This is a genomic window from Paraburkholderia sp. NPDC080076 (genome assembly GCF_050281145.1).
GTDB lineage: Bacteria > Pseudomonadota > Gammaproteobacteria > Burkholderiales > Burkholderiaceae > Paraburkholderia.
In genome coordinates, this window is the sequence record NZ_JBNNWQ010000003.1 from 961,849 (window position 1) to 987,884 (window position 26,036).

A 26,036-nucleotide genomic window follows, 5' to 3' on the forward strand; every position below is an offset into this window, starting at 1 on the left:
CGGTGGTCGCACCTGAGCCGCACATAAAAAGCCGCACGCCCAGCGACTTCGCGATTGTAGCCATTTTTCGGGACAAACGCAAACCGCAGAACGCCGCCCAACGCGCTTTTCCGGTTGATTTCACGGGAATCTTTCAACGATATGACGGCGCTTCTGGCCTTTTGCAAGGCGGCTCATGCCGCCTCGAACCCGAGTTGGACAGGCGGGGCAAATGAAATCCGCCCCCACTTCCATTTACGTCGCGGTTTTATGCGTCACATGAAACCGCGTGACGCCAAACCGATGGCGCTCGTCGATCGATTCTGGCGGCTGCCGGCGAAAGATCGTTGAAGAACGATCCACGGCTGACCGCCATGCATGTCTGGCGTGCTGCTTAACGGCCGCGCGAACGGCCGCGGGGTGCGCCGCCGCCACGATTGGCGCCGCCGGCGTTGGCGTTGCCGCCGCCCGCACGGTTGCCAGCGCCGCCGCGATTGCCACCCGGCCCGCGGTTGCCGCCGCCGCTGCCCGGATTGGGACCGCCGCTGCCGCCGGCTCGTTTGCCGCCACCGGCCGCACGATTGCCATTGCCCGACGGTGCGCGATTGCCATCGACTTCACGGCCGCCACGCGGGCCGCCCGCCGCGCCGCCCATCGGGCCGCTGAAACCACCGGCGCCACGGCCGGCGCCGCGATTGCCGTAGCCACCGCCGAAACCGGCGCCCGCGCCGCCACCGAAGCCACCGCCTGCCGCACCGCGCCGGCCCTGGCCGCGCGGCTGCTGCTGGTCGAACCGGCCATGCGACATCAGCACGGGTTCACGGCCGATGAAGCCCATCGACGTCTGCATCGGATCTGGCTGCTTGCGCTCCGGCGCTTCCCTGCGGCCACCCTTTTCTTCCGTCGGCGCCTTCAGGCCGACCGATGCCATCAGCGCGCGCACCTGGTTGTCTTCGAGTTCTTCCCAACGACCCCGCTTGAGCCCCTTCGGCAGCGAGATCGGGCCATGACGGGTACGAATCAGACGGCTGACCATCAGGCCGGCCGCTTCGAACATACGGCGCACTTCGCGGTTACGCCCTTCGGCGAGCGCGACGTGATACCAGTGATTAGTGCCTTCGCCGCCGCCATCGCGGATACGCAGGAAGTTCGCCGGGCCGTCTTCCAGCTCGACGCCGTGCAGCAGCTTCTGACGCATGCCTTCCGCCAGTTCGCCGACCACGCGCACCGCATATTCACGCTCGACGCTATAGCGCGGGTGCATGAAACGGTTCGCCAGGTCGCCCGACGTGGTCAGCATCAGCAGACCTTCCGTATTGAAATCGAGACGTCCGACCGCGAGCCACTTGGCGGTTTTCATCGGCGGCAGATTGTCGAACACCGAAGGACGGCCCTCCGGATCGGCGTGACTGACGATTTCGCCGGTCGGTTTGTGATACAGCAGCACGCGCGGCGGCTTGTTGGCCAGCTTGCGCTTGACCGGTTTGCCGTTGATGCGGACCTGGTCGGTCGGCATGATGCGTTGGCCGATGTGAGCCGGCTCGCCGTTCACCGACACGCGGCCGGCGACGATCAGCTCTTCCATGTCGCGGCGCGAACCCATGCCGGCTTCGGCCAGCACTTTATGCAACTTCGGCGCGTCGTCGTCGGCTGCGAGCACGCGCTTGGGCGCGGCCGGCTTGCCACGGCGCAGCATCGGTGCGCGCACGCCGCCGGTGGCGCTGTTGTCCGCGTCGAATGCGGGCGATGTGACGTACGAGAACAGATCGTCCTGACCGGCGGCTGCCGCTGCCACCGGCGCTTCGCCGCCGCGGCGGTTGTTCTGACGCTGACCGCCTTCGCGCGGCTGGCGCTCGCGCTGACCTTCGCGGGGTGCGCCGTCACGCGGTGCGCCCTCGCGCTGCCCGCCTTCACGCTTCGCGCCGCCCGCATTGCGGCGCGGTCCTTGACCCTTGGCGCCCGCGTCCTTGCGCGGCATCCGCACTTGCGCGACGACCTCGCCGTCCGGCGGCGCCTCGGTGACGACCGGCGCTCCTTGCGCGGGCGCGCCTTCGGCGCCCTTCGTCTTCGCGCCGGCGCGGCGCCGGGCGATCAGGCTGCGCGGGCCGCGACGCAGGCCGCGGCGCGGACGGTCTTCACCGTCTGCTTCCGTGGTCTGCGCCGGGCGCTCGCCCTCGCCTGCCGACGCTTGCGTGGTGCGCGTTTCGTCAGCGCGCGCCGACGGCACGGCGCGCTCGGATTCGGACGAATCGGTGTCGTGGGTATGTGTCAAAACAACCTCAAAATGTCAGGTCGCGCACGCCCGTTGCGGGCGTGGCAAAAAAAGTTCGGTTACGTCAGGCGCTGCGCGACTCGGGTTCGTCGTCGGTCAGAATGCCTGCGTCCTGCGCCGCATCGCGACGATCCAGAGGATCGCCGTGCGCCGCCTTGGTCGGGTTCGGCTCGGCGGCGTGCTCCGTATTGCGGAGTACGCCCGAGTCGTGCGCGGGTATTGCCGGATCGGCCTGGGAGACCGGATCGTGATTCTGTGCGGACTCGGCGGCGCCGGTCTGCGGTGCAACGTGTGCTGCATTTGCCGTTTCAGCCTGGTCCTGCGCGGCCGGCGCAATAGCGGCGTCCGAGTGCGACCCGGAGAATGCCGATGCGGTTTGTGCCTCGACTTCCGCTGCGCTGTCGGCCGCCCGCGCCGATTCCACCGGCTCGGTGTGCTGCGTCTGATGCTCTTCTTCAGCGATTTCCGTTCCTGACGCCTCGTCTACTGCTTCAAGCCGGCTGTCAACGGCATGGCTGGGTGCGTCAGCGGAGTCGGATTGCGGCGCTTCGCCCGTGGCTTGCGGAATATTCTCCGACTCGCCATCGGCAGTTGCGCTCGCAAATTCATCCGCAACAGCTTCGCTTGCAACAGCGCCTGCTTCAACCACCACGCCGGAATCCACCAGCTCTTGTTTCGAAGCCAAAGCCTGTGCAGCATCGGCGTCGGCGAACTCGATCGCGTGCTGGCCGAGCAGATCCGCGTTCAACTGCGCCGACGGATCGGCGAGCGGTGGCAATTCGTCCAACGCTGTCAGCCCGAGGTCGTCGAGGAACTGCCGCGTGGTCGCGTACAGCGCGGGACGGCCCGGCACATCACGATGGCCGATCACTTCGATCCAGCCTCGATCTTCGAGCTGCTTGACGACCTGCGTATTCACCGTGACGCCGCGAATCTCCTCAATATCGCCACGCGTCACAGGTTGCCGGTATGCAATGATCGCGAGCGTTTCGAGCACCGCGCGCGAATATTTCGGCGGTTTCTCAGGATGCAAACGATCCAGATACGAACGCATCGCGGGCTTGCTTTGAAACCGCCACCCCGACGCCAGCCCGACCAACTCCACACCGCGCCCAGACCAGTCCTGCTTGAGGTCTTCGAGCAAAGTCCGAACGGTGTCTGCCGACACGCCGTCGGCAAAGAGCTTGCGCAACTCGCCGAGCTTTAACGGCTCCTGCGCGCAGATCAAGGCAGTCTCGAGGACGATCTTCGCCTCTTGGGTATTCATGCAGCTAGGTCAGACCCTGTGGTCAAAGAACCGGATCAAACAGACGATGTGGAACTGAAGACGCGCTCGCCCGATTCTGATCGGTCATATTGATGGGAGCACGCACCGGGGGGAGGCGAAACAGACAATCGAGCCAAACCCAGCCGGACGGAGCAGCGATATTCCTGAAAGGAATCGCGTGACTGAGCGCCATATTACGCAAAAACAATCAGTGCGTAAAGACGAAATCCCCCGCGCATTGCCCAGCCATGCTTTGGCGGACGTGCTTTTGCGAAAAAGCGGGCTTAATTTGATAAAAACCCGCTTTCTTCGGTTGTTCTTCGCCTGGTTGGTTCAATAGCTTTACACAGCCACCTTTTCCGCCACTCACTTATTGCGCCGTTGCGTGTTCCGCCAGGAACCGTTTCAGGCGTTCGACGCCCGCGTCCAGCCGCGCGGTGTCGCAGGCGTAGCACCAGCGCACGAAGCCCTCGCCCTGTGGACCGAACGCGCTGCCCGGCGCCACGCCGAGCCCGACGTCACGCACCATCGCCTTGCAAAGCTCCAGACTGCGCGAGGCGCCCGGCATCGAGAAAAACAGGTACATCGCGCCGGGCGGCGTCTTGACGTCGACGCCAGGCACCGTGCCGAGCGCACGCACCAGATGGTCGCGCGACGCCTTCAGGTCGCGCACCAGCTCCTGCGTAAAGCGCTCGCCCTGCTCGATGGCCGCGATGCCCGCTTGCTGAACGAAGGCCGGCGCGCACGAAGTGTTGTACTCGACGAGCTTGCCAAGATCGTCCATCAACGCGGCCGGGGCGACGATCCAGCCGAGCCGCCAGCCTGTCATCAACCACGCCTTCGAAAACGAATTGACGCAGATCACGCGTTCGTCGCGGGTGGCCAGATCGAGGAACGATGGCGCGGTTCGCGAAGGCTCGCCAGTCGCATCCGCAGAAGCGTCCGCATAGTAAAGGCGCTCGTAGACCTCGTCCGCCACGATCCAGATACCGTGGCGCCGGCAATGCGCCAGCACGGCGCGCTGCTCGTCGCGGCTCATTACCCAGCCGGTCGGATTGTTCGGCGAGTTGATCAGCAGCATTTTCGTGCCGGGCGTCAGCGCCGCCAGCAACTGCTCCAGGTCGAGCTGCCAGCCGCGCTCGCCGTAGCCCAGCGCGACGGTTTCGACGTGCGCGCCGAGAATCTTCGGAATCTCGACCAGATTCGGCCAGAGCGGCGTCACCGCGACGACGCGATCGCCCGCGCCCACCACGAGTTGCGCCGCCAGCATCAGCGCGTTGACGCCCGCGCTCGTCACCGCGATATGCTCCGCCGACGTCGCGCCGTGCAGGTCGCTGACATAGCCGGCGAGTGCGGCGCGCAGCGGCGCGATGCCGAGGTTGTGCGTGTAGAACGTCGCACCGGCCGCCAATGCGGCACTGGCGGCGTCGCGGATAAAGGCCGGCGTGACGCGGTCGGACTCGCCGAACCAGAACGGCAGCACGTCGTCGACGCCGAAACCGGCGTTGGCGACTTCGCGGATCTGCGAAGGACGCAGTGCGCGCACGGCGTCGCGCGCGTTCGGGATGGATGGCACGGGCAGATCCGATTCGCTCATCGAGGCTTCCAGGCGGGTGAAGGACATGGGTTGAAATTCAGCAGAGGCGACAGTTTAGCTTGGTGCTTCTTTTTGGGACGGCGAAGTCGGTGGATAAGATGCGTGGCGGGACGAGACGGTCGCGGACGGGCCAGGCGCCGTGCTTCGAGAACGACAACATTCGTCCCATCGCACCCTCTCCGATCGTGCGGCGTCGCGCGCATCACGCGACCGCACCTTTACTGCCCACGGGAATATCGCACTCCCCGCGCGACGGCGCCTTTGCCGCCCTGGGGAACGTCACGCACGCCCCACCACCGCCGACTAGCTCAAATCCTCCGCCCGTCCCGGCAATTGACGAATCAGTCCCCACACCGCCTCCGCCGCCGGCGACAGCGACCGGTCGCGCCGCCGCACCAGTTCGACCGTGCGCTCCGCGCGCGGCACGAGCGGCCTGGCCACCAGCGACGCGCCCGCCGGCAACGGCAACGCCAGCCACGGCAGCACGCTCACGCCGACGCCCGCTTCGACCAGCCCAAAAACGGTCGCGGAATGCCCGAGCTCCTGCACCACCGTGGCGCTCACGCCATATTCCTGCATCGCGGCGTCGATGATCGGCCGGCTGCCCGACGCGTAATCGAGCATCACGAGCTGCTGGCCGTCGAGGTCCGCCCACGCCACGCGTTCCTTCGCCGCCAATGGATGATCGTCGCGCAAGACGACGCAGAACGTATCGGTCATCAGCGATTCGCTGAGCAGGTCGTCGGCGGAAAACGGACCGATGATCACGCCGAAATCGACCTCGCCCGACTTGACCTTGCGCACCACGTCGCTCTGCACGTCGTCGCGCAGCCCCAGCGCGATATACGGGAATTGCTGCCCGCACGAGGCCACCACGCGCGGCATGAGCCGGCACGCGACCGTCGGGCTGGCGGCCACCACCACGCGTCCGCGGCGCTGTTCGCCGATTTCGCGGATTTCGCGAAGCGCGTCGTCCAGATCCGTCAACAGACGCGACACACTCGACACGAGGTTGCCGCCGACATCCGTGAGCTGCACCTCGCGGGTGGTGCGATCGATCAGCTTGAGGCCGATCTCGCCCTCCAGTTCGCGCACGCAACGGCTGACCGCCGACTGCGTGAGGCCGATTTCATCGCCGGCCCGGCTGAAGCTCTGCAAACGGGCCACCTCGATGAAAACCCTTAGCTGGCGGAGCGTGACATTCATTTACCAACCTCATCAATTGCATCATTTGATGCGTATTGTAAGGCGAAAGATAGCGCCACAGTCGCTTTTCGCAATCTCGCTGCAATGCAGCGATAAGGCGCAAACGCACGCTGGCCGGGCCTGATTGCACAAGATTGGTGATTGTCCCGATTTGCGAGATGGGTTTTTTGGATTCTTATACGCCCCTAGCTAGCGCCCGCGCTGGCCCGCCGTCACAGGGCTTTCAGGCGGTTGGACTCAACTTGGCACACTTCCTGCATTTATCTGCAGACAAGGGTCGGCGCCATGATTCTGACTGCATAGCAGACCGTGGCAAGCCCGACCCTCCTTGGCACTCGCCTATCGAGTGCATGGAGAGTGCGCGGCGCGGGGCAGCGCACCGGAGTTAGCTTCGCTGAGGTGAAACATGATGCTGTTCGACGATTTGAGAGACAACGAGTGGGCGCTGGTCGAGGCGTTGTTCTGTGCGGAGCCAGCACGGAGCGAACGGCGCGGTCGGCCACGCGTGGAAGCGCGCGCGGTTGTCAACGCCGTGCTGTGGGTGCTATCGACAGGCGAAGGCTGGTCCAAACTGCCGGGCCGCTATCCGTCGCCGCCGACTTGCCGCCGTCGCTTCGACGAGTGGCAGGCCGATGGTACGCTCGCCGAAATAGTTAAGCGACTCGGCACGAGCGGCCGTGAAATTTCGCTGCGCGGCCGAATTGGCGCGACCGCCGCGAAACCGCCGGCACCGCCGAGCCGTGACCGCCTGCGCGGCGCGTTCTGGACCAATCCGGAATCGTGGCGCGCGCCGGTCAAGATGGCCTGACGCACATTGCTTTTCCTCCGGGCGCCTGCGGGCGCCCGGAGCGTATCAATCCCCAGGTCGACGCGTCTTGACGCACGCCGTACCTGTCATGGGCACCGCTCTTCGGCGCGCCCAACACAGTCGTCCCTTCCCGTTACACCCAGCCTGCTTGCGCGCTGCTTCAGACGTCTGAAGCAGCGCGATAGTTGCTGGTGAAACATCCATTTACTATTACTTACAGCGTGCTTTCGCGACTGGGCATACCTTATGTGTATGCAAACAGGCCTTGAGTCGATCGGCTTGACGGGAGCTCAGCATGAAACCAATGTCACTGCTTCTGTGCGGCATTGTCGTTTCATCGATGGCCGCACCGGCGCTTGCCCAGCAGCGCCAACAGGCTTGGAACTGGCGGCCGGATCGTCCGGCTACCATCGAAGCCTGGCAGCAAAGCGATTCGCGCGCCCGCGATTTCACACCGCCGGCGCCGCGCGGAGACTTGCGCGGTGATATCGCCAGCAACGTGCGCACACGACCGGAGGCGCCTCGCCAGGATCCGACGCACCGGCGTTAGGCGGAGTCGAGCGTGAGCAAAGCCCACGGGGCTCACTCACGAAACTCCGTAGCGCATATTGAATAATTGGGGGAACCACCGCGCGTTGTGCAAGTCTGATTTAACGCCATTAGCACAGCGTGGCAGTAGTAATTCCGGTACGCCCGTATCCTCGCGATACGGGCTTTTTTTCAGGCTTTCGCTGCCTAATCGATAGCCGCGCGATACCTGCGCGACGCCTGCGGGCGCGCAGAGACGCACGGCGCGACGCAAGTGTCATGAAGCGGATGGACGCAGCAATGGAGACACCGCCAGCCGCGCGAAGCGGCCGGAAAACAACGCCTGCCAGCCCGGCCGGACCTAAGGCCGGACTTCAAGCGCGGCGGTGGGCCGCGTGTCGGCTGTAGCGACAACGTAGTCGTTCATGCGCTGTGCTGTCCAGGTGAGCAGACGTTCGTCATGGGCGAGCCGCGCGAACTCGGCTCTGCCCCGCTCAGTGAGCACGGCGATATCGACAGGTGCGTGGAAACCCGGAGCCGGCGCGACAGTGCGCTGCCGAACGGTGTCCATCAAGCCTAGTGCGCGAAGATATTGGAAAACACCCGGCCTTCTAGCCCATGGGACCTGGCGATATTGCGCCCGCCGCAGCGCTTCAAGTACCGCTTCGTTGGAATACGTGGTCATCTCACTTCTTTCTTAAAGTGCAGCTATGACACATTTATGCCCAACACGTCACCGCGCCACCAGTGACGCGCGTAGCACCCGCCCTTGGCTGGAAGCTGACCGCAACTCGTGCAGTCGAATTCCGCCAGGTGCTGCCTGGTCTCGTTTTCGGAACCCCCGTCTGAACGGCATGTTAGCGTTCTGTCCACGAACTGGCGATGCAACCGGTGCGGCGCCATAGCAAGCCCGTGGATTTGTCCCGAAAGACATACGTTACCGCATTTAAATTGATTCTATTCACTTTATTAGCGCTTTTTTTTGCAGCAATCGTGCTATGGAAAGGCGCCCGCCGACCTCTAGCCGTCTGCACCGTCGCCTTCTTCTGGCTGCTCGCCGCCGGCTGGCTCACCGCGCCCTTGCTGAAATTGGCGCAGCCGCACTGGCGGACCGAGACGCCCGCCACGTTCGCGCCGCGCACCGCGATCATCATGCTGGGCGGCGGCACGATCTACGACGACGACCACGTCCTCGTGCCCCCGCGCGACGTGCTTGCGCGCATTGCGGCGAGCGCCGAGAACTACGCCGCCTGCAAACGCGCGGCGGATACCTGCCATGTGATCGTGAGCGGCGGCAATCCGCAGCGGCATCGCGCGACTGAAGCCGACACCTATCTGCCTTACCTGCTGCGCCGACAGGTGCCACGCTCGGACATCGTGCTGGAGAACAGCAGCCTCACGACCTACGAAAACGCGCGCAACGTTTCCACCATCTTGCAGGGCTCGGATTACGATTCGCTGATCCTCATCACGTCCGCCTACCAGATGCCGCGCGCCTTACTCGACTTCCACCGCTTCGGCCTCGCGCCGCAACCGCTGATCTCGAACGCGATAGGCGCACGTCTCGGTGTACTGCCGCGATATGACAACCTGGTGTCCGCGGAGACTGCGCTGCACGAATTGATCGGCATCGCGCAATTTCACGTCTATCGCGCGATCGGCTGGTTCTGAAATTCACTACTGAAACTCAAGCCGCATCACAGGCCGATTTATTTAGACATACGAAGAATGCTCTTGAGCGGCAACCGGTTATCGTGACTTCCCGCTCGACTCACCGCGCATCGCAACCGCCGTTTGAGCGTAACAAGATGTAACGAATTGTCATTGCAGTTACAAAACCGTCTGTTGGAGCGGATATTGCTGGCTAGAATGCATTGTCTTTCCGTTTGGACAGGCAAGTACTCGGGTCCACAACCACTCTGCGGAGGTAGCGATGAAGAAAGTGTCCCTGGCGATCCTGGTTTCCCTCAGTGCCGTAACGGGTGCGGCTTATGCGCAGGACAACGGCGTCATGATGAGCACCGATCCGGCCAAGGCCGCCGACGTCGAGCAGCGCGCGCAAGATTTGCAAAACCGCCAGCAAGCAATGGAAAGCGCACCGGCCAAGCCGATGAAACACCACAAGTCGGCCCCTCACAAGAAGGCCCCCAAGGCCGACGCCGGCTCCTAAGCGCGGTTACCCGACTCACCCGCGGCCGCGCCGCGAAGGTGAAAAGCCGAAGCCGGCACCGTCGGCTTCGGCTTTTTTGTTGTTTAATGGACTGGCGAAAGACTCGCCAGACGCGGCGCAGCGCACCGCACCGGCTTGTCCCGCGCCGGCGGCTCAAGGCCGGCGGCGCCCAACTGGCGGTGTGCTAAAGTCGCGCACCGACCGGCGTCTGGCCGGACTCCCCTAACCCGTGCGCACCTTGGTGCGGAGGACAGCATGAGCAACATCCAGCTTGATATCGAATGGACTGAAGCGGCATCTCGCAAAATCGAAAAACTGATGCCGCGCGGCGGTCAGGAAGCGTTTCTGGCGCTGCCGCCCGTCGAATGCCTGCCGATGGAAGGCGACGTGCTGTTTCTCGGCCCGGACGGCAAGCAGCAGCCGTTCATCGTCGCGGAACGCCAGTATCACCATGATGGCGACGCCGACTGGACCATCATCCTGATTCTCGACGTCCCGCAAGCCACGCATTAAAAACAAACGGCGAGCACCGTGCCGGGCTGATCGCGCCCGGCAGTTCGCTCGCCGTTGTGCAACTCGTCTGAAGGTTCAGGCGATCTTCGACACGACGCGAATCTCCGCGTGTTCCACCCAGTCCGCCGCCGCTTTCTTGTACGCCTCGATGTGCGCCGATCTGGCATGCACCGCGAGCGCTTCCTGACTTTCCCAACGCTCGACAAACACGAACCGGCGCGGCTCCTGCACGTCGCGGTGCAAATCGTACTGAAGCGCTCCCTGCTCCTTGCGCGTCGGCCCGACCAGCCCTTCGAGCGCCTGCCGCAATTGCTCTTCATAGCCCTGCTTCGCCACCGAGATTGCGACCACCGCGATTTCCGACATGCCTGACCTCCCTTTCACGAAAAGCAGCAGCATACCCGCCGCCCGCCGAACCTGCTGGTGGCCTGCGCGCAAGGCAGCGGCGTGCCTGTTCAGGTTTCGGCCGCGCTGACCGGATCGCACGTTCGAACCTCCAGACGTCCGAGTACCGTCCTTGCCTGGAGTTTGGCGGGTGTCCGCTTGCCGCCCTGTTACGCTCGGTTTCATACAGGCGATTGAGAGCGCCAGGCGCAAGCGGTTTTGCGCGGGGCAAACGAGCGCAAAACTCACGCCAGACGGCCGATTGGCGTGGAGATCGGCAGCACCGCGGATATGACCCCGCGTCTGTGATTACCCGCACATTCACGCGAATTGCAAACTGTTAGACTGGTTTTGACTAATTCGCCGGAGTCCAGCATGGCTGGCATCGCTCTCCGCGTTTCCGGGCTTTATCCGACCTGCCCAGCGCACGTGTGGGCCGTGCATCCGTTGCGCGCCGAATGGCCTGGCGCGTCCCGTCACCCGCTTGCCGCGATGTCGCCATGTCCGCTCTCTTGCCTGCCTTTATGCCATCCGTCAGCGAATTGACCCTGAGCGGCCTGCTCCCGCATCTGGTCCGGGACGAGTCCGGCTGGACCGCGACGTGGCGCGCGCTGACTTTGCACAGCGTGTTCCAGCCGGTGTTGTCGGTGACACACCAGCGCGTGGTCGGGTATGAAGGGTTGCTGCGCGCGTTCGATCCGGTCGGTCTGCCGGTCTCGCCTGACGTGCTCTTTTCCGGCACCCGCTCGGCGGCCGACGCCCGCGAGCTCGACCGCATCGCACGCTGCCTGCATGTGGCGAATTTCATGGAGCAAGGCGTCAGCACCGGCTGGCTGTTTTTGAATACACGCCCGCAGGTGTTCGAAACCGGCTGGCCGCAACGCGCGTTCATCGACGAACTGTCGGCGCACTTCGGGCTGCCGCAGGAGCGCATTGTGATCGAAGTGCTCGAGCAGCCCGCCGACGACGAATCCGCTGTCGCCAGCATGCTCGCCGCGTCGCAGCCGCGCGACTTCCTGATCGCGATCGACGACTTCGGCACCGGCTTCTCGAACTTCGATCGCGTGTGGCGCTTCCGCCCGGATATCGTCAAACTCGACCGTTCGCTGGTCGCGCGCGCCGGCAAGCGTGAAGGCGACGACTCGATGATCAGCCACCTGGTCTCGATGCTGCATCAGTCCGGCACGCTGGTGCTGGCCGAAGGCGTCGAAACCGACGAAGAGTTGATGATCCTGATGGAGGCCGACGTCGATTTCGTCCAGGGTTTCTGGCTCGGTCAACCGAAGAGTTCCGTGCAGGCGGCCTGCGCGAAGGTGCCTGCGCTGATCGAATCGATGTGGGGCAAGTTCGCCGACTACGAACGCGAGCATGCCGGCCACCAGCGCCTCGGTTTCGAAGGCTTCGCTGAAGCAGTGCTGGCGGCCGCCGAGACTTACAAGTCCACCGGCGATCTGCGCCAGGCGGCGCAAAAGGTCTGGCATCTGCGCGAAGCACGCCGTGTGTTCATCACCGACGGACAGGGCGAGCAGACCCAGCCTTCGGTCACGGCCGCCTCGGTGCCGCCGCCTCCGCTACGGCTCGCGCCGCTCTACACCGATACCCGCAGCAACTGGTCGCGGCGGGCCTATTTCAAGCATGCGCTCGCCGCACCGGGGCGCGTCGCGATGATGGGTCCGCATTATTCGCTCGCCGACGGTCAGGACTGCTACACCGCGGCCCTCGCCTTCGAGTACGACGACGGCACGCATGTACTGTGCGTCGACTTCGTGCCGGCTGCCACGACCGCGGATGCGCGCCCGACGGGGCGCGGCAGCAAGCGCTAATCGTCCACCCGGCCGCGGCCGGATTTGATCTCACTGCGTTTTGCCTTGCCGTCGAGGCGCCGCAGGTTCGACGCGCGCGTCGGCCGGGTTGCGACGCGCGGCTTGCGCGTCACGCTGACGCTTTCGATCAGTTCATCGAGCCGCGCCAGCGCCGCCGCGCGGTTCATCTCCTGAGTTCGATGCTCCTGCGCCTTGATGATCACGACGCCGTCACGCGTAAGCCGATGATCTGACAGCGCAAGCAGGCGCATTTTCAACACTTCGGGCAGCGACGAAGCCTGCACATCGAAGCGCAGGTGAATGGCGCTCGAGACCTTGTTGACGTTCTGGCCGCCCGCTCCTTGCGCGCGCACTGCGGTCAGTTCGATTTCGTTCGGCGGGATTGGATAGCGGGATGTCATGACGCGAGCTTGAATCGGGAAACATGAGTGTACACAGCGCGCGACCGATCACCGACTACGGACTATCGAGCGCGTCTGCCGATGCGAAAAACTATTTGCGTCCAACGCGGCCAGTTCATCGATACTGCGTTTTTCGCTTACAGCGTAAATTCACATGAAACTCCGCCCAGGTTTTGTGCTGGAACTGGCCGTCAACTTTTTGTTGCCGTGGCTCGCGTACCGGCTTGCGCTGCCGCGCCTGGGCGAGACCGGCGCATTGATCGCGTCGGCCGTGCCGCCGATCGTCTGGAGTCTGATCGAACTCGTGCGTTTTCGGCGCGTCGACGCGCTGAGCGTGCTGGTGGTGACCGGCATCGTGCTCTCGGTCGCGGCGATGGCGCTCGGTGGCAGTCCGCGCATGCTGCTGTTGCGCGAGTCGCTGGTGTCCGGCGCGGTCGGCGTGGTGTTTCTGCTCTCGTTGCCGATGCGCCGCCCGCTGATCTTCTATCTCGCGCGCGCCACCGTCGCCCGCGAAATGGAGGGCGGCGCGGCGCGCTTTGAAGCGCTGTGGCAGGAGCGGCCCGCTCTCGTCAGCGCGATGCGGCTGATGACGCTGGTGTGGGGCATCGGCCTGACTGGCGAAACGACGCTGCGTGCGTGGATGGCGCTAACGTGGCCGATCGAGCGCTTCCTGGTGGTCTCGCCGTTTATCGGCTACGGCATTTATGGCGGCCTCACGCTGTGGACCTTCTGGTATCGAAAGAGCATGCGTGGGCGCGTCGAGGCGCGTGTGCAGTCGGGTGGCGCTGCTAGTTGAGCGGGTTCGGCGCGGAATGCGATTGTGCCGTTCTGCCGTTCTGCCGTTCTGCCGTTCTGCCGTTCTGCCGTTCTGCCGTTCCGGCAGCTTAATTTGCGTGATCGGGCCGCCAAGCAGCCCGCGCTAACCGCACCTGCTATTTACCGCCGCGCCACACCTCCGCTATCCGCGCGGCCAACCCTGAGTCGCGCTGTGTCGGCGTCGCAATCGCCTGCGCCAGCACGGCGCGCCCGCCGATCACTTCCACCCGTTCTCGCGCGCGAGTGATCGCCGTGTACACCAGTTCGCGCGACAACACCCGGCTAAATACCGACGGCAGCATCAGCACCGCGTGCTCGAACTCCGAGCCTTGCGACTTATGAACCGTGAGCGCGAACGCGGTGTCGTGCGGTGGAAGCGCCGCCGGCGACACCGCTCGCAAACCGCCGTCGCCGGTCCGGAAATACACACGCAACGCGCCGCTCGCGCCCGGCAGCGCAATGCCGATATCGCCGTTGAAGAGACCCAGCGCGTAATCGTTGCGCGTCACCATCACCGGACGCCCGGCGAACCACTGCGCGCCCACTGCCAGCGTCACCCCCGCCGCGCGCCGCACCTGCGCCGCCATCACCGCGTTCACCTGATCGACGCCGCGTGGCCCGGAGCGGGTCGCGCACAGAATGCGGAAACGATTCAACGTGTCGAACAGCGGCAATGGGTCAGGCGTTTCGGCTGCTAGCGCTGTGGCAAGCGTCTCGGCGTAGGGCGCGAAACCTGCGGCGAGCCGTGCGACGGTGCGCTCGGCAAGCGTCGCATGCGTATCTTCGTGAAGCGCCGCAGCGCAAGTTTCCGTGGGATCGGTGCGCAGGACATCGAGCGCGGCGCTCGCCGAGCCGTTGCGAATTGCGAGCGACAGTCGACCGATCGGCGACTCCAGGCCGAACCGATAGTTGCGTTCGAGCCAGACGACGCAATCGGCAAGCGGGCTTTGCGTGGACGAGGCGGACGTCGGCGCTGGTGCTGCGCTTTCGAAAAGGTCGCTCGCCGGTAGTTCATCGAAAGCGTCCGGCGAACCTGTATAGGCGAACAGATCGTCGTCCGACGCATCGGGTTGCGCGAAAATATCGGCAGGCTCCGCGCCGAAGCCCCGCGATGCACCCGGCAATGCCTGCGTAAGCCGTGTCTCGTCGATGCCGAGCGCCTCGGCGATCCGCCGCAAACCACCTTGCGTAAAAGCCGGACGCGCGCTGAGTTCGGCGAACACCGCGCCGGCCTCGACGGCGGCGAGTTGGTCCTTGTCGCCGAGCATCACGAGACGCGTCTGCGGGGCGATGGCGTCGAGCAGATGCGCGGCCATGGCGACGTCGATCATCGACGCCTCGTCGATCACGACGACGTCGTAAGGCAAGGGATTGTCCCGATGATGCCGGAAGCGTCCTCCCGGACCGGAGCCGAGCAAACGATGCAGGGTGTACGACGTCTGCGGCAAACGCGCAGCCAGTTCAGGCGGCAAATCGCCGGCGCGCGCGAGCAAGGCCTCCTGCATGCGCTGTGCGGCTTTGCCCGTGGGCGCCGCGAGTGCGATGCGCAAATCCGCACGCGCATCGAGGAGGCAGGCCAGCACGCCGACCACGGTGGTGGTCTTGCCGGTGCCGGGTCCGCCGCTGACGACGGTGAGTTGCCCAGACAGCGCCATGACCGCCGCGACACGTTGCCAGTCGACTTCGTTGTCTTTGGGCGGACCGAAATAGCGTAGGAGACGCTCGTGTAGGATTTGGGCGTCGGGGCTCGCGCTCGAGTTCACTCTGGTTCCCGCACCCGCGCCAGCGTCGGCGCCGACGTTGGCCGCAGCGCTCGCTCTCGCGCCTGTACGCGCATCGGCGTCAGCGCCGGCAAACAATCCCGCGTGAGAATCGTCGTGCGCAGTGTCAAGCGCACGAGTCCGCGCCTCCGTCCGCTGGCCCGCTTCCGCCCCCGCCTCCGCATGCGCCACCAGCGCGCGTGCAAGCCGCCGCTCGTAGTCGTAATAGCGAGCCAGATACAAGCGCCCTTGCCCATCGACCACCAGCGGCCGCAACGCCGCCGCGCTTTGCGAACCATCGCTCGCCATGCCGCTAGCGAACAAGGCCGCGCGAGCTTCGGCGCTCGACGCCTCGAAGCGTCGCGCCAGCACCGCAAGCGGCACGCACACGTGCCCTTCAGCCGTCGCGCGGCTCGCGGCGAATGCACCCCGCGCCGCCCACTTGACCGCCTCAGCCGACGCGCCGCCACGCCGCGCCAGCGCGCCGATGCGGCGCGCGAAACCTTCGGCGAGCGCGATACTGAAATCCGCCGGCGCGGGCAGATTCACGCCGATGTCGTCGAGCTCAGGCGGCGCCGATGTGCTCTGTTCGAACGCGCTCATGCGACACCCCCGATCATGGCCGCATCGAGCAGCGCAACCAGCTCGAATGCCGGGCGCCGCATATGCACGCCCGCTGGTCCGTCCGCGTCGCGCCAATGCGGACGCACGCCGCGCACGAACAGATACAGATAGCCGCCGATGTGCGTGTCGTACGAATAATCGCGCACCCGCGTTTTCAGATAACGATGCAGCGCGACCGTATAAAGCAGTGCCTGCAGGTGATACGCGTGGCTCGCCATGGCCGCTTCGAGCGGCGCGGCGGCGTAGTCGGCGGCGGTGTCGCCCAGATGGTTCGATTTCCAGTCGACGATCCAGAACCGTCCGTCGTGCTCGACGATCATGTCGATAAATCCTTTGACGAACCCGCGCAACACGCCGGGTTCCAGTGCGACGTCGGGATAGCCGTGTTCAATCAGCAGTTCACGCAACGCAGGGAAATCCAGCGACGGCGCCGCGAACAGAAACTCGAGTTCGTTCAGGCGACGGCGCGGGTTCAGTTTGGCGAGCGTCATGCCGGGCTGCAGTTCGGCAGTGACCACGTCCCTGAGCAGGTTGTGCATCATCGCCGGCAAGCGTGCGGCGAGTTCAGGCACAGCCGGCGCCGGACGCTCGCGCAACGCCCCGCGGATGGCGTCGGTCCATGTACGCGGCTCGGTGAAATCAGCCAGTTCGAACATGCGATGCAGACAATCGCCCGCCGCGGCGCCACGCGGAAACGCGAGGATGTCGTCTTCATCGTAGGCCGGCGCCTGTGGCATGGGCGCCGGCGTGACGACGAGCGCATCGGCAATCTCGTCGTGATCGGGACGCACCTCTTCCGCCGGCGCATGCATCTCTTCGGCTTTACTGCCGGCGGCGATCAGGCCGCTGAAACTCGCCATGCGCCACTGATCGCGCAACGGCCTGCGGTTGGCTCGCGCCTGCATTCGCGCGCCGCGGTCCTGAAGGCTTTCGAGCGGCACGCGGCGCTGCGGCCTGGGCAGCGCCTCCAGCGTGATCGGGCCACCCGCCAGCGCCTGCCAGCGTGCCGACAACGCGGCTTCGTCGGGCGGCTCGGCGAGCCAGTCGCCGAAATCATGACCACCGCCGGCCACGAGCCAGTTCAACACGCTGCGGCGCGACTCCTTGCCGGAGCGCGACGACAGATACGTGCCGGCGACCAGATAGCAGCGGTACACCGCACGCGTCAACGCCACGTAGACGAGCCGCGCCCGTTCCGCCGCCTGTTCGCGCACCGCGTAACGCGACGCATGCTCGGCCTCCGCGTCGTCGCAACCGTAGTGCAGCACCGCATCGCCGGTTTCGTCGTGATACTCGCGCGCATCCGGCAAACCGGACGACGGCGGTTCGCGCAACGCGCCGTCGTTCAGGAACGGACAGAACACCACCGCGTATTCGAGCCCTTTCGATTTGTGGACCGTGACGATCTGCACGAGGTTGCGATCCGACTCGAGACGCAACTGCGCGTCGTCGCCACCGCCCTGGGTGCGTTGCGCGGCGAGCCAGCGCAAGGTCGGCGCGATACCGGGCTGCGTCGCGGCGCGCGCCTGCACGAGTTCGGCCAGGTGGTTCACGTTCGTCAGGCGCCGCTCGCCGTCCGCTGCGGCAACCAGCCGTTGCGCGACGCGTAGCTCACGCATCAGCGTGCGCCACATCACCGCGAAGCCGCGCTCGTGCCACAGCGTGCGGTAGCGCGAAAAACGTTCGACCCAGCCCATCGCGTCGCCGGCGTGCGCGGGATCGTCGGCGACCGATGGCGCGTCGGCGACCTGCTCGAGCCGCCACAGCGCCGCGGCGTCGAGGCCCAGCCAGTCGGTCGCCAGCGCGGCGCGCAGACGGCGCAGATCACCAGGCGTATCGACGGCGGCCAGCACGCGTTCGATCTGTTCGGCGTCGAGCGTCGCGAACACCGACGCCTGCGCCAGCTCCACGCTGCCGACACCCCACGCGGCCAGCAGGCGTTTGATCAGACTGCCCTGCTTATGCGTTTGCACCAGCACCGCGATGTTGCCCGGCGCGAGCGGCGCATCGCCGATCGTCACCGCGCCTTCGCGCGCACCGCGCAGGAGCCGCACGATCTCGGCGGCACACGCTTCGCTCGCTTCGCGCTGAGCCTCGCGTTTGGTCAGCGCGGCGTCGCCTTGCGGCAAGGTCCAGATACGGAAGTCGCCGGCGCTCGTGTCCGGATCGGAAAACGGCAGCCTGCGCCGTTCGCCCGCACGCACCGGTTGATAGTCGAGGCCATCCAGCACGAACGCTTGCGGATTCGCTTCGAAGAGCCGGTTGCAAGCCTCGACGATGGGCGCGGTCGAGCGCTGATTGACGGCCAGCGTGTAGCACGCGGAGGCTGCCTCACGCGCCGCCAGATAGGTGTGTAGATCCGCCGCGCGAAAACTGTAGATGGCCTGCTTCGGGTCGCCAACCAGAAACAGCGGACCGGCCGGCGCGAAAATGCGGCTGAAGATCGCGAATTGCAGCGGATCGGTGTCCTGAAACTCGTCGATCAGGGCTGCGGGGTAACGCGTGCGCAACGCATCGGCAAGCCACGGATGCGCCGCGAGCGCGCGGTACAAATTGGACAGCAGATCGTCGAACGAGACGACGCGGCGCGTGCGTTTGCGCGCCACCAGTTCAGCGGGCGCGTAGTCGAGCCAGGTTTGCACGAGCGAGAGCCAGCGCGCGCGTTGCGCGGCTTCGGCCGCGATCACGGCTGCCGCCAGCGCTTCAGCGTGCTCGAAGAACGCATGTTCGGGCGGTTCGAACTTGACCTTGGTGGCCTTCTTCAACGCCGATGCCGTCAGCTTCAACGCGGCCCTCGGCGGCGGCGCATGGTAGTCGCCCTGCGCGAAGTACTCAGTCCATGCAGCGATCGCGGCGCTCACATGATCGGGCTTATGCGAGGTCTTGCTCAGACGGTCTTGCGCCTGAGTCAGCAAACTCACAATCGCATCGCGCTCCGCTTGCCAGAGGTCGCAAGCAGCTTCGAAACCAGCTTGCGGATCGGTGCCATTGCCGCTCGCGTCGACCTTGCCCCAGCGCAACTGCGCCAACGGTTTCTTCAGACGCCGCGCGAGTTGTTCATCGAGTGAAGCGGGACCGGCGCGTTTGGCCACCAGCCACGCGGCGAACGCAGGATGCGCATGCGCTACCGGTTCCACCTGCTCACGCCAGAAGTCAGCCGCCATTTCGAAGCGCAACGCCGCGTCGTCGGCTTCCATTTCGAAGGCGAACGGCATGGCGGCGGCAAACGGCGCCTCCTGCAACGCACGCTGACAGAATGCGTGGATGGTATGGATCGCCGCCTGGTCGAAGGTGCGCAACGCACGCCTCACCACCTTCAAGGCGCCCTCGCGCTCGATGCCCCGCTCCGGCCCCAGCGTCGTTTCAAAGAGACGGCGGACGAACGGATCGCCGCCGTCGTCATCCATTTCGATGGCGCGGTGCAGTTCGGCCAGGCGCCCGCGAATGCGTTCATGCAATTCCGCGGTCGCCGCCTTCGTGAACGTGACAACGAGAATCTGGTCCGCGTTCAGGTTCTTTTCGAGCAGCAGGCGCACGTACAACGCGCAGATATTCCAGGTCTTGCCAGTGCCCGCCGAAGCCTCGATCTGATTCACGCGGTCGAGCGAACAGGCGAACACGTCGAGTTCTTCGGCGACCAGCGCGTAATGCTTCGTGGCGCCGCTCATGACGCGCTCCGCAGATGTTGCATGAGTGGTTTGAACACGATCGCGGCGAGGCTGCCGAACGGCTCGTCGAGCGTCAGCGGCGTGCCGCGCAATGCGATCCGCAAGGCGGGATCGTCGGACTCGCCGCGCACGCGGTCGTTGATCCAGACGCCCTGCGCGGCCGAATCGCTTTCGCTGACTTTGGTCCACGCGCTCTTCGGGAAAAAGCGCAGCGGCAGCATGCGGCCTGCCTTGAACAACGCGGCGAGCGGCGCCAGTTCGTCGAGCGGCGCAGCGACCGGCGTGAGTTCGAAACTCTCGCCGCTGCCATGCCATACGGTGCGGCGCGGGCCGTTCGGCTGCGCGGCGCAATAGACCAGATGCGCGAGCCATGCCGACAGATAGTCGCGTGCGGTAGGTTTGGCGTAGCGGAAAATCACTTGTCCTGTTTCGGTGAGCAGGTTCAGACTGCCGTGCAGTTGCAACGGCGTTTCGGCGCCTTGCCGAAGCAGCGCGTCATGCGGACCGAACAGCGCACCGGCAAGCTCCTCGCTCGCGGGCCAGCGCGGCGCGATGTCGAGCACGAACGGCAAACGCTCGACACCCGAAGCCACCTCGCGACGCACGCTGTCGGCGAGCTGACGCAACGCACCGAGCTCGCGCGCTCGCCACACCGCGCCAGTCGCGCCGCCCGGCAATTCCGGGCTCGCCGCCGCCACACGGCGCACGCGCTCGAACACGACGTCGTCGTCCGTATCCACGTCGAGCAGCACGGGCAAAAGGCGGTCCGCCAATGCATCGCGCCCCGCGTAATCCAGGTCGAACGGCTCGGTATCGAGCAATTCGCCTTGTGCTTCCGACAACACGATGCCCAGGCGGTCGCGCAACAGCGCCCGCGTCGGATGACGCCAGAAACGCACGAATTCGTCGAAGGCAATCGGTGCCGGCTCTTCCGGCGGCAGCGGTCGATCGAAGAACGGAGCCGCAGCGGCATGCGTGGGCGCAGCCAGCAACGTGGCCAGCTCGGCGCGATCCGCGTCGTAGCTGAACAGCTCGGATTGCGACGAGAAATAGTCCGACGCAAACGCCTGCAACGGATGATCGACAATGAACGCATGCCGCGCGCTCTCGACTTCGGCGGGGCTAGCGCCCTCGCCCGCCGACACCTGCGCGAGATGGTCGAGCAATTCATCGACCAGTGCGGCGGGCGGCAACGGCGCGTTGTCGCGAATGCTGCGACCCGTATAAGCGATGAAGAGACGATCGCGCGCCGCGAGCAGCAGATCGAGGAACAGATTGCGTTCGTCGTCGCGGCGCTGACGGTCGCCAGCCTTGCCGAACGCGGCCATCAGATCGAACTCGTCGGCGCGCGCGAGACTCGGCAACACGCCGTCGTCCATGCCGAGCAGACAGACGACGCGATACGGCAAGCCGCGCAAACTGGTCAGCGACGAAAACGTCACGCTGCCCCAGGGCACGCCGCCGCGCGCGGGGTCGTCGAGCGCTTCGGTGAGCGCGCCGCGCACCACCGCGGCGGGCAGCGCGACCTCTTGCGCGCCGGCTTGCATCGCGTCGCCCATCTTGTCGATCGCGTCGCGCACGGCGGCGAGCGAATCGGCGAACTCGACGCCGCCGTCGAAACATTGCGCGAGCGTTTCGAGCAGCAGTTGGGTCCACTCGGCAGGCGTGCGCTCGATTGCGCAATTCGCCGCGAAACTGTCGATGTCGTCGACGAAACGCGACAGGCGGCCGAGCAATTCCGCATCCGAGCCGCCGGCGCCTTCGATCGGCAGCCAGGCGTCCACGGGTTCACCGCCCTCCGGCATCGCATAGCCGAGATACAGGCGCGTGAGCGCATCCGCGAACGTATGACGGGCGATCGGTACGTGTTCGCCCGTCGGCTCGACCGGGGTGAGCCCGCGACGCGCGCCGGCCGCCGCCAACCACTCCTGCGCGGCTTCGAGCGAGCTGGCGTCGATCCCATAACGCACGGCGATCGCGTCGACGCGCAGCCATTCGATCAGATCCGGCGCACCCACGCTGCGCTCGGGCAAGGCCAGCCAATCGAGCAGCAACCGCGCAACCGGATTGGCCTGCGACGGCGGCAAGCCGGTGATCCGATACGGAATGCGGCGCGTGTCGCCAGGCGGCGTGGTGCCGAACACGGCGTCGATCAAGGGGCCGGCCGCCGCGAGATCGGACACGGCGACCAGCACGTCGGACGGCTGCAGATCGTCGAACTCATCGAACCAGCCGAGCAGGCGATCGTGCAGCACTTCGAGTTGCCGCGACAGACTGTGGCAGACGTGCACTTCGATGCCGCGTTCGATCGGCGGTTCGTCGGCATCGGTCTCGTCGCACAGATCGAGAATGCCGTTCTGCACGGCGGCAAGCCAGCTCGGTTGCGCATTCTCGGTGAAATCGCCGGTCTCGCCGGAAGCGGCGCTCTCGGTCAATTCGTACAGCATGTGCAGCTGTGCCTGAGTCTGGCGACCCCACTCGGCAAGCAACGGATGGCCGACTTCCTGATAGTCGAGCTGGCCGGCGGCGTCGAGCGCTTCGACGCGCCCCGCGCTGACGACGTCGAACCAGAACTCGCGGCACGGATTCATCACGTATAGCCGCACGTCGACCCAGCGCGAGAGCGCGCGCAGCAATGCCACGTGCAACGGCGGCATGGTCGGCAGCGCGAACACGCTGACCGCTTCGGGCCACTGTGCGTTCGAGATCGCCTCGAGATCGAGCGTGCCGATTTCGTCGAGAAAGCGGTAGGCAGGCGGCAAGGCGGCCGCGGGAGTCTGCGCGTCGCCCGACAGTTCAGTGAGCACCGCGCGCCACAACGCCGCTTGCCAGCGCTCGTCCTCGCGCGCCGCTTCGCTCGCGCCGACAAGGCGCGGACCGGTATCGTCAGCCGCGCCGCTCGCGAAGATCGAGCCGCCCTTCTGCCATTGCAGCAACCACTCCGGGCGATAGGTCAGATAGTGGTCGAGCACGGTCGCCACGCGCCGCGCGAGTTCGTAGCGCATCGAAGCATCCGCCGCATCGAGATACGTGCGCAGACGCGGCGACGCATTCCAGGGCAGCGCTTCGTCCACATCGTCCACTTGGCCCAGCAGCCGGTAGCAGCGCCACACGAGCCGGTCCGGCGCGAACGGCGAATGCTTCGGCACCGTGATCACGCCGCCGATCTGCGCCCACAGCCATTGCGCGAGATAACCAAAGTCGACATTCGCGCAGATGCCCTGGCGCGCGGCGATATCGAGCTCGAGCCGGCGCCGCACCGCCGCGCTCGGGACGATCACGGGCTGCGCGGTCCAGGGATCGGACGGCGCTTGTGCCAGGTCGTCGAGCAGCGCGCCGACAAGGGTTTCGTAGCGATTCGAGTAGAAGAGCTGGAGCATGGATCCCGGGGCTTGCGGGCGGCGCGGGCGGAACGCCCAGGCCGCGACTGACATTGAAGCGACAGCATAACAAACGCATCCCCAAGGCAGAACCTGGCCGAACGGACGAGGTCAGATCAGCCATAAAATCAGTTAGACTCGACGGCAGTTTGGGTCTGCCCCTTCAACCGCGGTTTTCTCAGTGAATGGAATCCAGGCAGTCGATGCGCTATTCGGTTGAAATAAAAAAATTCCTCTACAGCCAGTACTTTTATGGCGGCCTGCGCATCGCAGTCGGCGTGTCGTTACCGGCGGTACTGTGTCTGATCGTGTTTCACGATCGCGAACTCGGCTTCACCATCGCGACCGGCGCGCTCGGCGCCTGTGTCGTCGACATGCCGGGCCCGCTCAAGTACAAGCACAACGAAATGCTGGCGTGCACGGTGATCGGCTTCCTGTCCGCGCTCGCCACCGGGCTCGCCACGGTGAACGCGGTGGCGTTGTGGTGCACGGTCGTGCCGCTCACCTTCCTGCTGTCTCTGATCGTCGTGTACGGCAACCGCTGGCCGCAGATCAGCTTTGCCACGCTGTTCATGATGATCATGACGCTGGAAGAGCGCTTCACGCCGATGCAGGCGCTCGTCAATGCGTCGTGGATTCTGGTTGGCGGCCTCTGGTACACCTACTGGTCGACCTTCGTGAGTCGCTGGATGATGCATCGCATCGAGCAGCAGGCGCTGGCCGAAAGCGTGTTCGCGTGCGCCGACTATCTGCTGGCGCGCGCCGAGTTCTATGACCTCGATAACGATCTTGACGAGTGTTATCGCAATCTGGTCGACAAGCAGATCACCGCGGTGGATCGCCAGGACGCCGCGCGCGATATCGTGCTGCGCAATCTGCCCAAGTTCAAGAGCGGCAAGCTCGAACCGCGCCGCGCCATGCTGTTCAATCTGTTCATCAATACGGTCGATCTGCACGAACTGTTCGTCGGCGCGCATACGGATTACCCGTTGGTGCGCAATACGTTCGGCGGCTCCGATCTGCTGGTGTTCTACCGTGATCTGATCCGCAAGGCGGCAGCCGATCTCGAGGAGATCGGGCTTGCGGTGCTGCAAAACCATGCGCCGCGTGGGCGCGTGAACGTCAAGGCGGAATTGCGCGCCATCGAATTCGAAATCGACCTGATGCGCAAGCAGGATCTGCCGGCAAAAAACCACGAGGCTTATTCGGCCATCTCATCGACTTTCCGGCGCGTCTGGAGTGCCACGCGTCTGATCGACAAGATGCGCAAGAGTCTCTCGAGCGAACCCAGCACGACCGAGACCGAATTGCGCCTCGACCAGGCGCTCACACGATTCGTGTCGAGCCGGCGCGTACCGTTCGGGCAGATTTTCTCGAACCTGACGATGGCCTCGCCGAGCTTCCGCCATGCGTTGCGCGTGACGATCGCCGTCGCCGTGGGCTTCTGGCTCGGGCGCCTGCTGCCGCTCACCAACGCCTACTGGATCGTGATGACCACCGTTATCATTCTGAAGCCGGGCTATTCGCTGACCAAACAGCGTAACGGGCAGCGGATCGTCGGCACGCTGATCGGCTGCGCGGCGAGCATCGCGCTGATGATCTTCGTCAAGGAACCGCACATCCTGCTGGTCGTGATGTTCGCGTCGATGGTGATGAGCTACAGCCTGCTGCTGTTCAATTACACGGCGAGCGTGGTGTTCACCTCGTCGTATGTGCTGCTCATGTTTCATCTGCTCGCGCCGGGCAGCATGCGCATCATCGGCGAACGCGCGATCGACACCGTGGTGGGTTGCGCGATCGCGATCGCGGCGAGCCACCTGTTCCCGTACTGGGAATATCGTTTGATGGGCAAGCTCGTCAACAACATGATCAACGCCACGCGCCAATATCTGGAAGCAAGCTGGTGGTGGAGCGGCAAGCCGGCCGCCGCCGTGGTCGCCACCGTGACCGAAGCCGGAGCGCGTGCTCCGGCGGCGGCGATGGCCGATCCGGCGATCGACTTTGCCAAGCCCGTGCTGGCGACGGTTAATGGAGGTGCAAGCGGTGGCACAAGCGGAGGCACAAGCAGCGTTGCGAGCGGCAGCGCAAACGCCGCGACCGCCGTGGCTACCGATGCAACAACCAAACCCATTGCCGACGCCGGCGCCAGTGCGGGCACGACCACGGTCAGCAACCCGACCGCGAAGCCGGCCGCCGGCGCCTCCGCTGCAGCCGCAGCGGCGGCGACCGCGCTCGATCGCGATTATCGCTACCGGCTCGCCCGCAAGAATGTTCACGTCGCGTTCGCCAATCTGGGCCAGGCCTTTCAGCGCATGATGCTCGAGCCGAAGTCCGCGCAGAAGTTCGTACCGGAACTGAACGGCCTGCTGGTGCGCAGCCATGTGCTCGCCTCGCAGATCACCGCGGCCGCGCCGCTCTTGCGCACCTCGGCGCAACAGCAGGTCGAAGGCGTCTCGCTACAGCCGCTGCAACGTGCGCTGAGTGTCGTGCGCGACAATCTTACCGAAGCTGAAACCGGCACCGCGCCGGCCGCCGATCAGAACGAGCAGATCAAACTGCTGGGCCGCGAACTCGATGCGATGGTGGTCGAAACGGAGAAGTCGCCGGGCTATTCGGCGGATGCCGTGCATGACATGAAGTTGCTCGCGCATCAATGCAAGCAGATGCTGTCGGCGGCAGCGCAGATTCGCAAGGATGCGAGCGTGATTCGCCTGCCGGACGAGTGAAACCGCGTGGGCCGACATTGCGCCTCGAGCGGTCGGCGTGCCTTTAGCTTTTTAGATGGATTGACCGTCTGCATGACGGCGAGCGTCTCGCCGGCACATTGAGCGCGACGCTCC

General features: G+C 65.2%; 17 protein-coding genes and 1 pseudogene. 8 read left to right on the forward strand and 10 right to left on the reverse strand.

What is annotated here, in order from left to right:
* Positions 1–373: 373 nt before the first annotated feature.
* The 4 genes from rluB to ACQKRQ_RS16635 form a co-directional block, all read right to left on the reverse strand.
* Positions 374–2,251 (reverse strand): 23S rRNA pseudouridine(2605) synthase RluB, encoded by a 1,878-nt coding sequence (rluB, locus tag ACQKRQ_RS16620; RefSeq protein ID WP_427478200.1) that lies wholly within the window; start codon positions 2,249–2,251, stop codon positions 374–376.
* A 64-nt stretch (positions 2,252–2,315) separates the two neighbouring features.
* Positions 2,316–3,518, reverse strand: coding sequence for an SMC-Scp complex subunit ScpB (gene scpB, locus ACQKRQ_RS16625; protein ID WP_427478202.1), 1,203 nt, complete (start codon positions 3,516–3,518; stop codon positions 2,316–2,318).
* Positions 3,519–3,888: 370 nt separating this feature from the next.
* Entirely contained in the window at positions 3,889–5,115 is a 1,227-nt protein-coding gene (locus tag ACQKRQ_RS16630) for a pyridoxal phosphate-dependent aminotransferase (protein ID WP_427478361.1), read from the reverse strand.
* 303 nt (positions 5,116–5,418) lie between these two features.
* Positions 5,419–6,321 carry a LysR family transcriptional regulator gene (locus ACQKRQ_RS16635; protein WP_132374955.1) on the reverse strand — a complete coding sequence of 301 codons (903 nt, stop codon included), beginning with the start codon at positions 6,319–6,321 and terminating at the stop codon, positions 5,419–5,421.
* 409 nt (positions 6,322–6,730) lie between these two features.
* On the opposite strand from ACQKRQ_RS16635, the pseudogene ACQKRQ_RS16640 reads away from it, so the two are divergent.
* Positions 6,731–7,126: pseudogene (locus ACQKRQ_RS16640) on the forward strand (transposase); the annotation flags it as partial.
* Between the two features lie 298 nt (positions 7,127–7,424).
* Positions 7,425–7,679 carry a hypothetical protein gene (locus ACQKRQ_RS16645; RefSeq protein WP_132374956.1) on the forward strand — a complete coding sequence of 85 codons (255 nt, stop codon included), beginning with the start codon at positions 7,425–7,427 and terminating at the stop codon, positions 7,677–7,679.
* A 339-nt stretch (positions 7,680–8,018) separates the two neighbouring features.
* Here ACQKRQ_RS16645 and ACQKRQ_RS16650 read toward each other — a convergent pair whose 3' ends face one another.
* The gene (locus ACQKRQ_RS16650) at positions 8,019–8,342 is read right to left on the reverse strand and encodes a hypothetical protein (protein ID WP_132374957.1); all 324 of its coding nucleotides are present in this window, start codon (positions 8,340–8,342) and stop codon (positions 8,019–8,021) included.
* A gap of 266 nt (positions 8,343–8,608) precedes the next feature.
* Here ACQKRQ_RS16650 and ACQKRQ_RS16655 point away from each other — a divergent pair, with 266 nt between their 5' ends.
* From ACQKRQ_RS16655 to ACQKRQ_RS16665, 3 genes are all read left to right on the forward strand, one after another.
* Positions 8,609–9,328: a YdcF family protein gene (locus ACQKRQ_RS16655; protein ID WP_427478205.1), complete on the forward strand. Its 720-nt coding sequence runs from the start codon at positions 8,609–8,611 to the stop codon at positions 9,326–9,328.
* Positions 9,329–9,590: 262 nt separating this feature from the next.
* Positions 9,591–9,827 carry a hypothetical protein gene (locus ACQKRQ_RS16660; protein ID WP_132374959.1) on the forward strand — a complete coding sequence of 79 codons (237 nt, stop codon included), beginning with the start codon at positions 9,591–9,593 and terminating at the stop codon, positions 9,825–9,827.
* A 255-nt stretch (positions 9,828–10,082) separates the two neighbouring features.
* Positions 10,083–10,340, forward strand: a complete 258-nt coding sequence (locus ACQKRQ_RS16665; RefSeq protein WP_007182306.1) for a hypothetical protein — start codon at positions 10,083–10,085, stop codon at positions 10,338–10,340.
* A 75-nt stretch (positions 10,341–10,415) separates the two neighbouring features.
* On the opposite strand, the gene ACQKRQ_RS16670 is transcribed toward ACQKRQ_RS16665, so the two are convergent.
* Positions 10,416–10,706, reverse strand: a complete 291-nt coding sequence (locus ACQKRQ_RS16670) for a putative quinol monooxygenase (RefSeq protein ID WP_427478208.1) — start codon at positions 10,704–10,706, stop codon at positions 10,416–10,418.
* Positions 10,707–11,224: 518 nt separating this feature from the next.
* Here ACQKRQ_RS16670 and ACQKRQ_RS16675 point away from each other — a divergent pair.
* A complete protein-coding gene (locus tag ACQKRQ_RS16675; protein WP_427478210.1) occupies positions 11,225–12,547 on the forward strand; it encodes an EAL domain-containing protein in 1,323 nt (440 codons plus the stop codon).
* Here the strand turns inward: ACQKRQ_RS16675 and arfB are convergent.
* On the reverse strand, positions 12,544–12,948 hold the full coding sequence (gene arfB / locus ACQKRQ_RS16680) for an alternative ribosome rescue aminoacyl-tRNA hydrolase ArfB (protein ID WP_012432640.1): 405 nt from the start codon (positions 12,946–12,948) through the stop codon (positions 12,544–12,546). The genes ACQKRQ_RS16675 and arfB overlap by 4 nt on opposite strands.
* A gap of 154 nt (positions 12,949–13,102) precedes the next feature.
* Between arfB and ACQKRQ_RS16685 the strand changes: the two genes are divergently transcribed.
* The gene (locus ACQKRQ_RS16685; RefSeq protein ID WP_427478212.1) at positions 13,103–13,744 is read left to right on the forward strand and encodes a VC0807 family protein; all 642 of its coding nucleotides are present in this window, start codon (positions 13,103–13,105) and stop codon (positions 13,742–13,744) included.
* Positions 13,745–13,880: 136 nt separating this feature from the next.
* Here the strand turns inward: ACQKRQ_RS16685 and ACQKRQ_RS16690 are convergent, their stop codons facing one another.
* From ACQKRQ_RS16690 to recC, 3 genes are read right to left on the reverse strand one after another with little or no spacing between them, the layout of a single operon-like run.
* The gene (locus ACQKRQ_RS16690; RefSeq protein ID WP_427478214.1) at positions 13,881–16,127 is read right to left on the reverse strand and encodes an AAA family ATPase; all 2,247 of its coding nucleotides are present in this window, start codon (positions 16,125–16,127) and stop codon (positions 13,881–13,883) included.
* On the reverse strand, positions 16,124–19,816 hold the full coding sequence (recB, locus tag ACQKRQ_RS16695; protein ID WP_427478216.1) for an exodeoxyribonuclease V subunit beta: 3,693 nt from the start codon (positions 19,814–19,816) through the stop codon (positions 16,124–16,126). Before recB ends, ACQKRQ_RS16690 begins: the two co-directional genes overlap by 4 nt.
* Positions 19,813–23,196, reverse strand: coding sequence for an exodeoxyribonuclease V subunit gamma (gene recC / locus ACQKRQ_RS16700; RefSeq protein WP_427478218.1), 3,384 nt, complete (start codon positions 23,194–23,196; stop codon positions 19,813–19,815). Before recC ends, recB begins: the two co-directional genes overlap by 4 nt.
* 203 nt (positions 23,197–23,399) lie before the next feature.
* Here recC and ACQKRQ_RS16705 point away from each other — a divergent pair, with 203 nt between their 5' ends.
* A complete protein-coding gene (locus tag ACQKRQ_RS16705) occupies positions 23,400–25,922 on the forward strand; it encodes an FUSC family protein (RefSeq protein WP_427478363.1) in 2,523 nt (840 codons plus the stop codon).
* Positions 25,923–26,036: the final 114 nt, after the last annotated feature.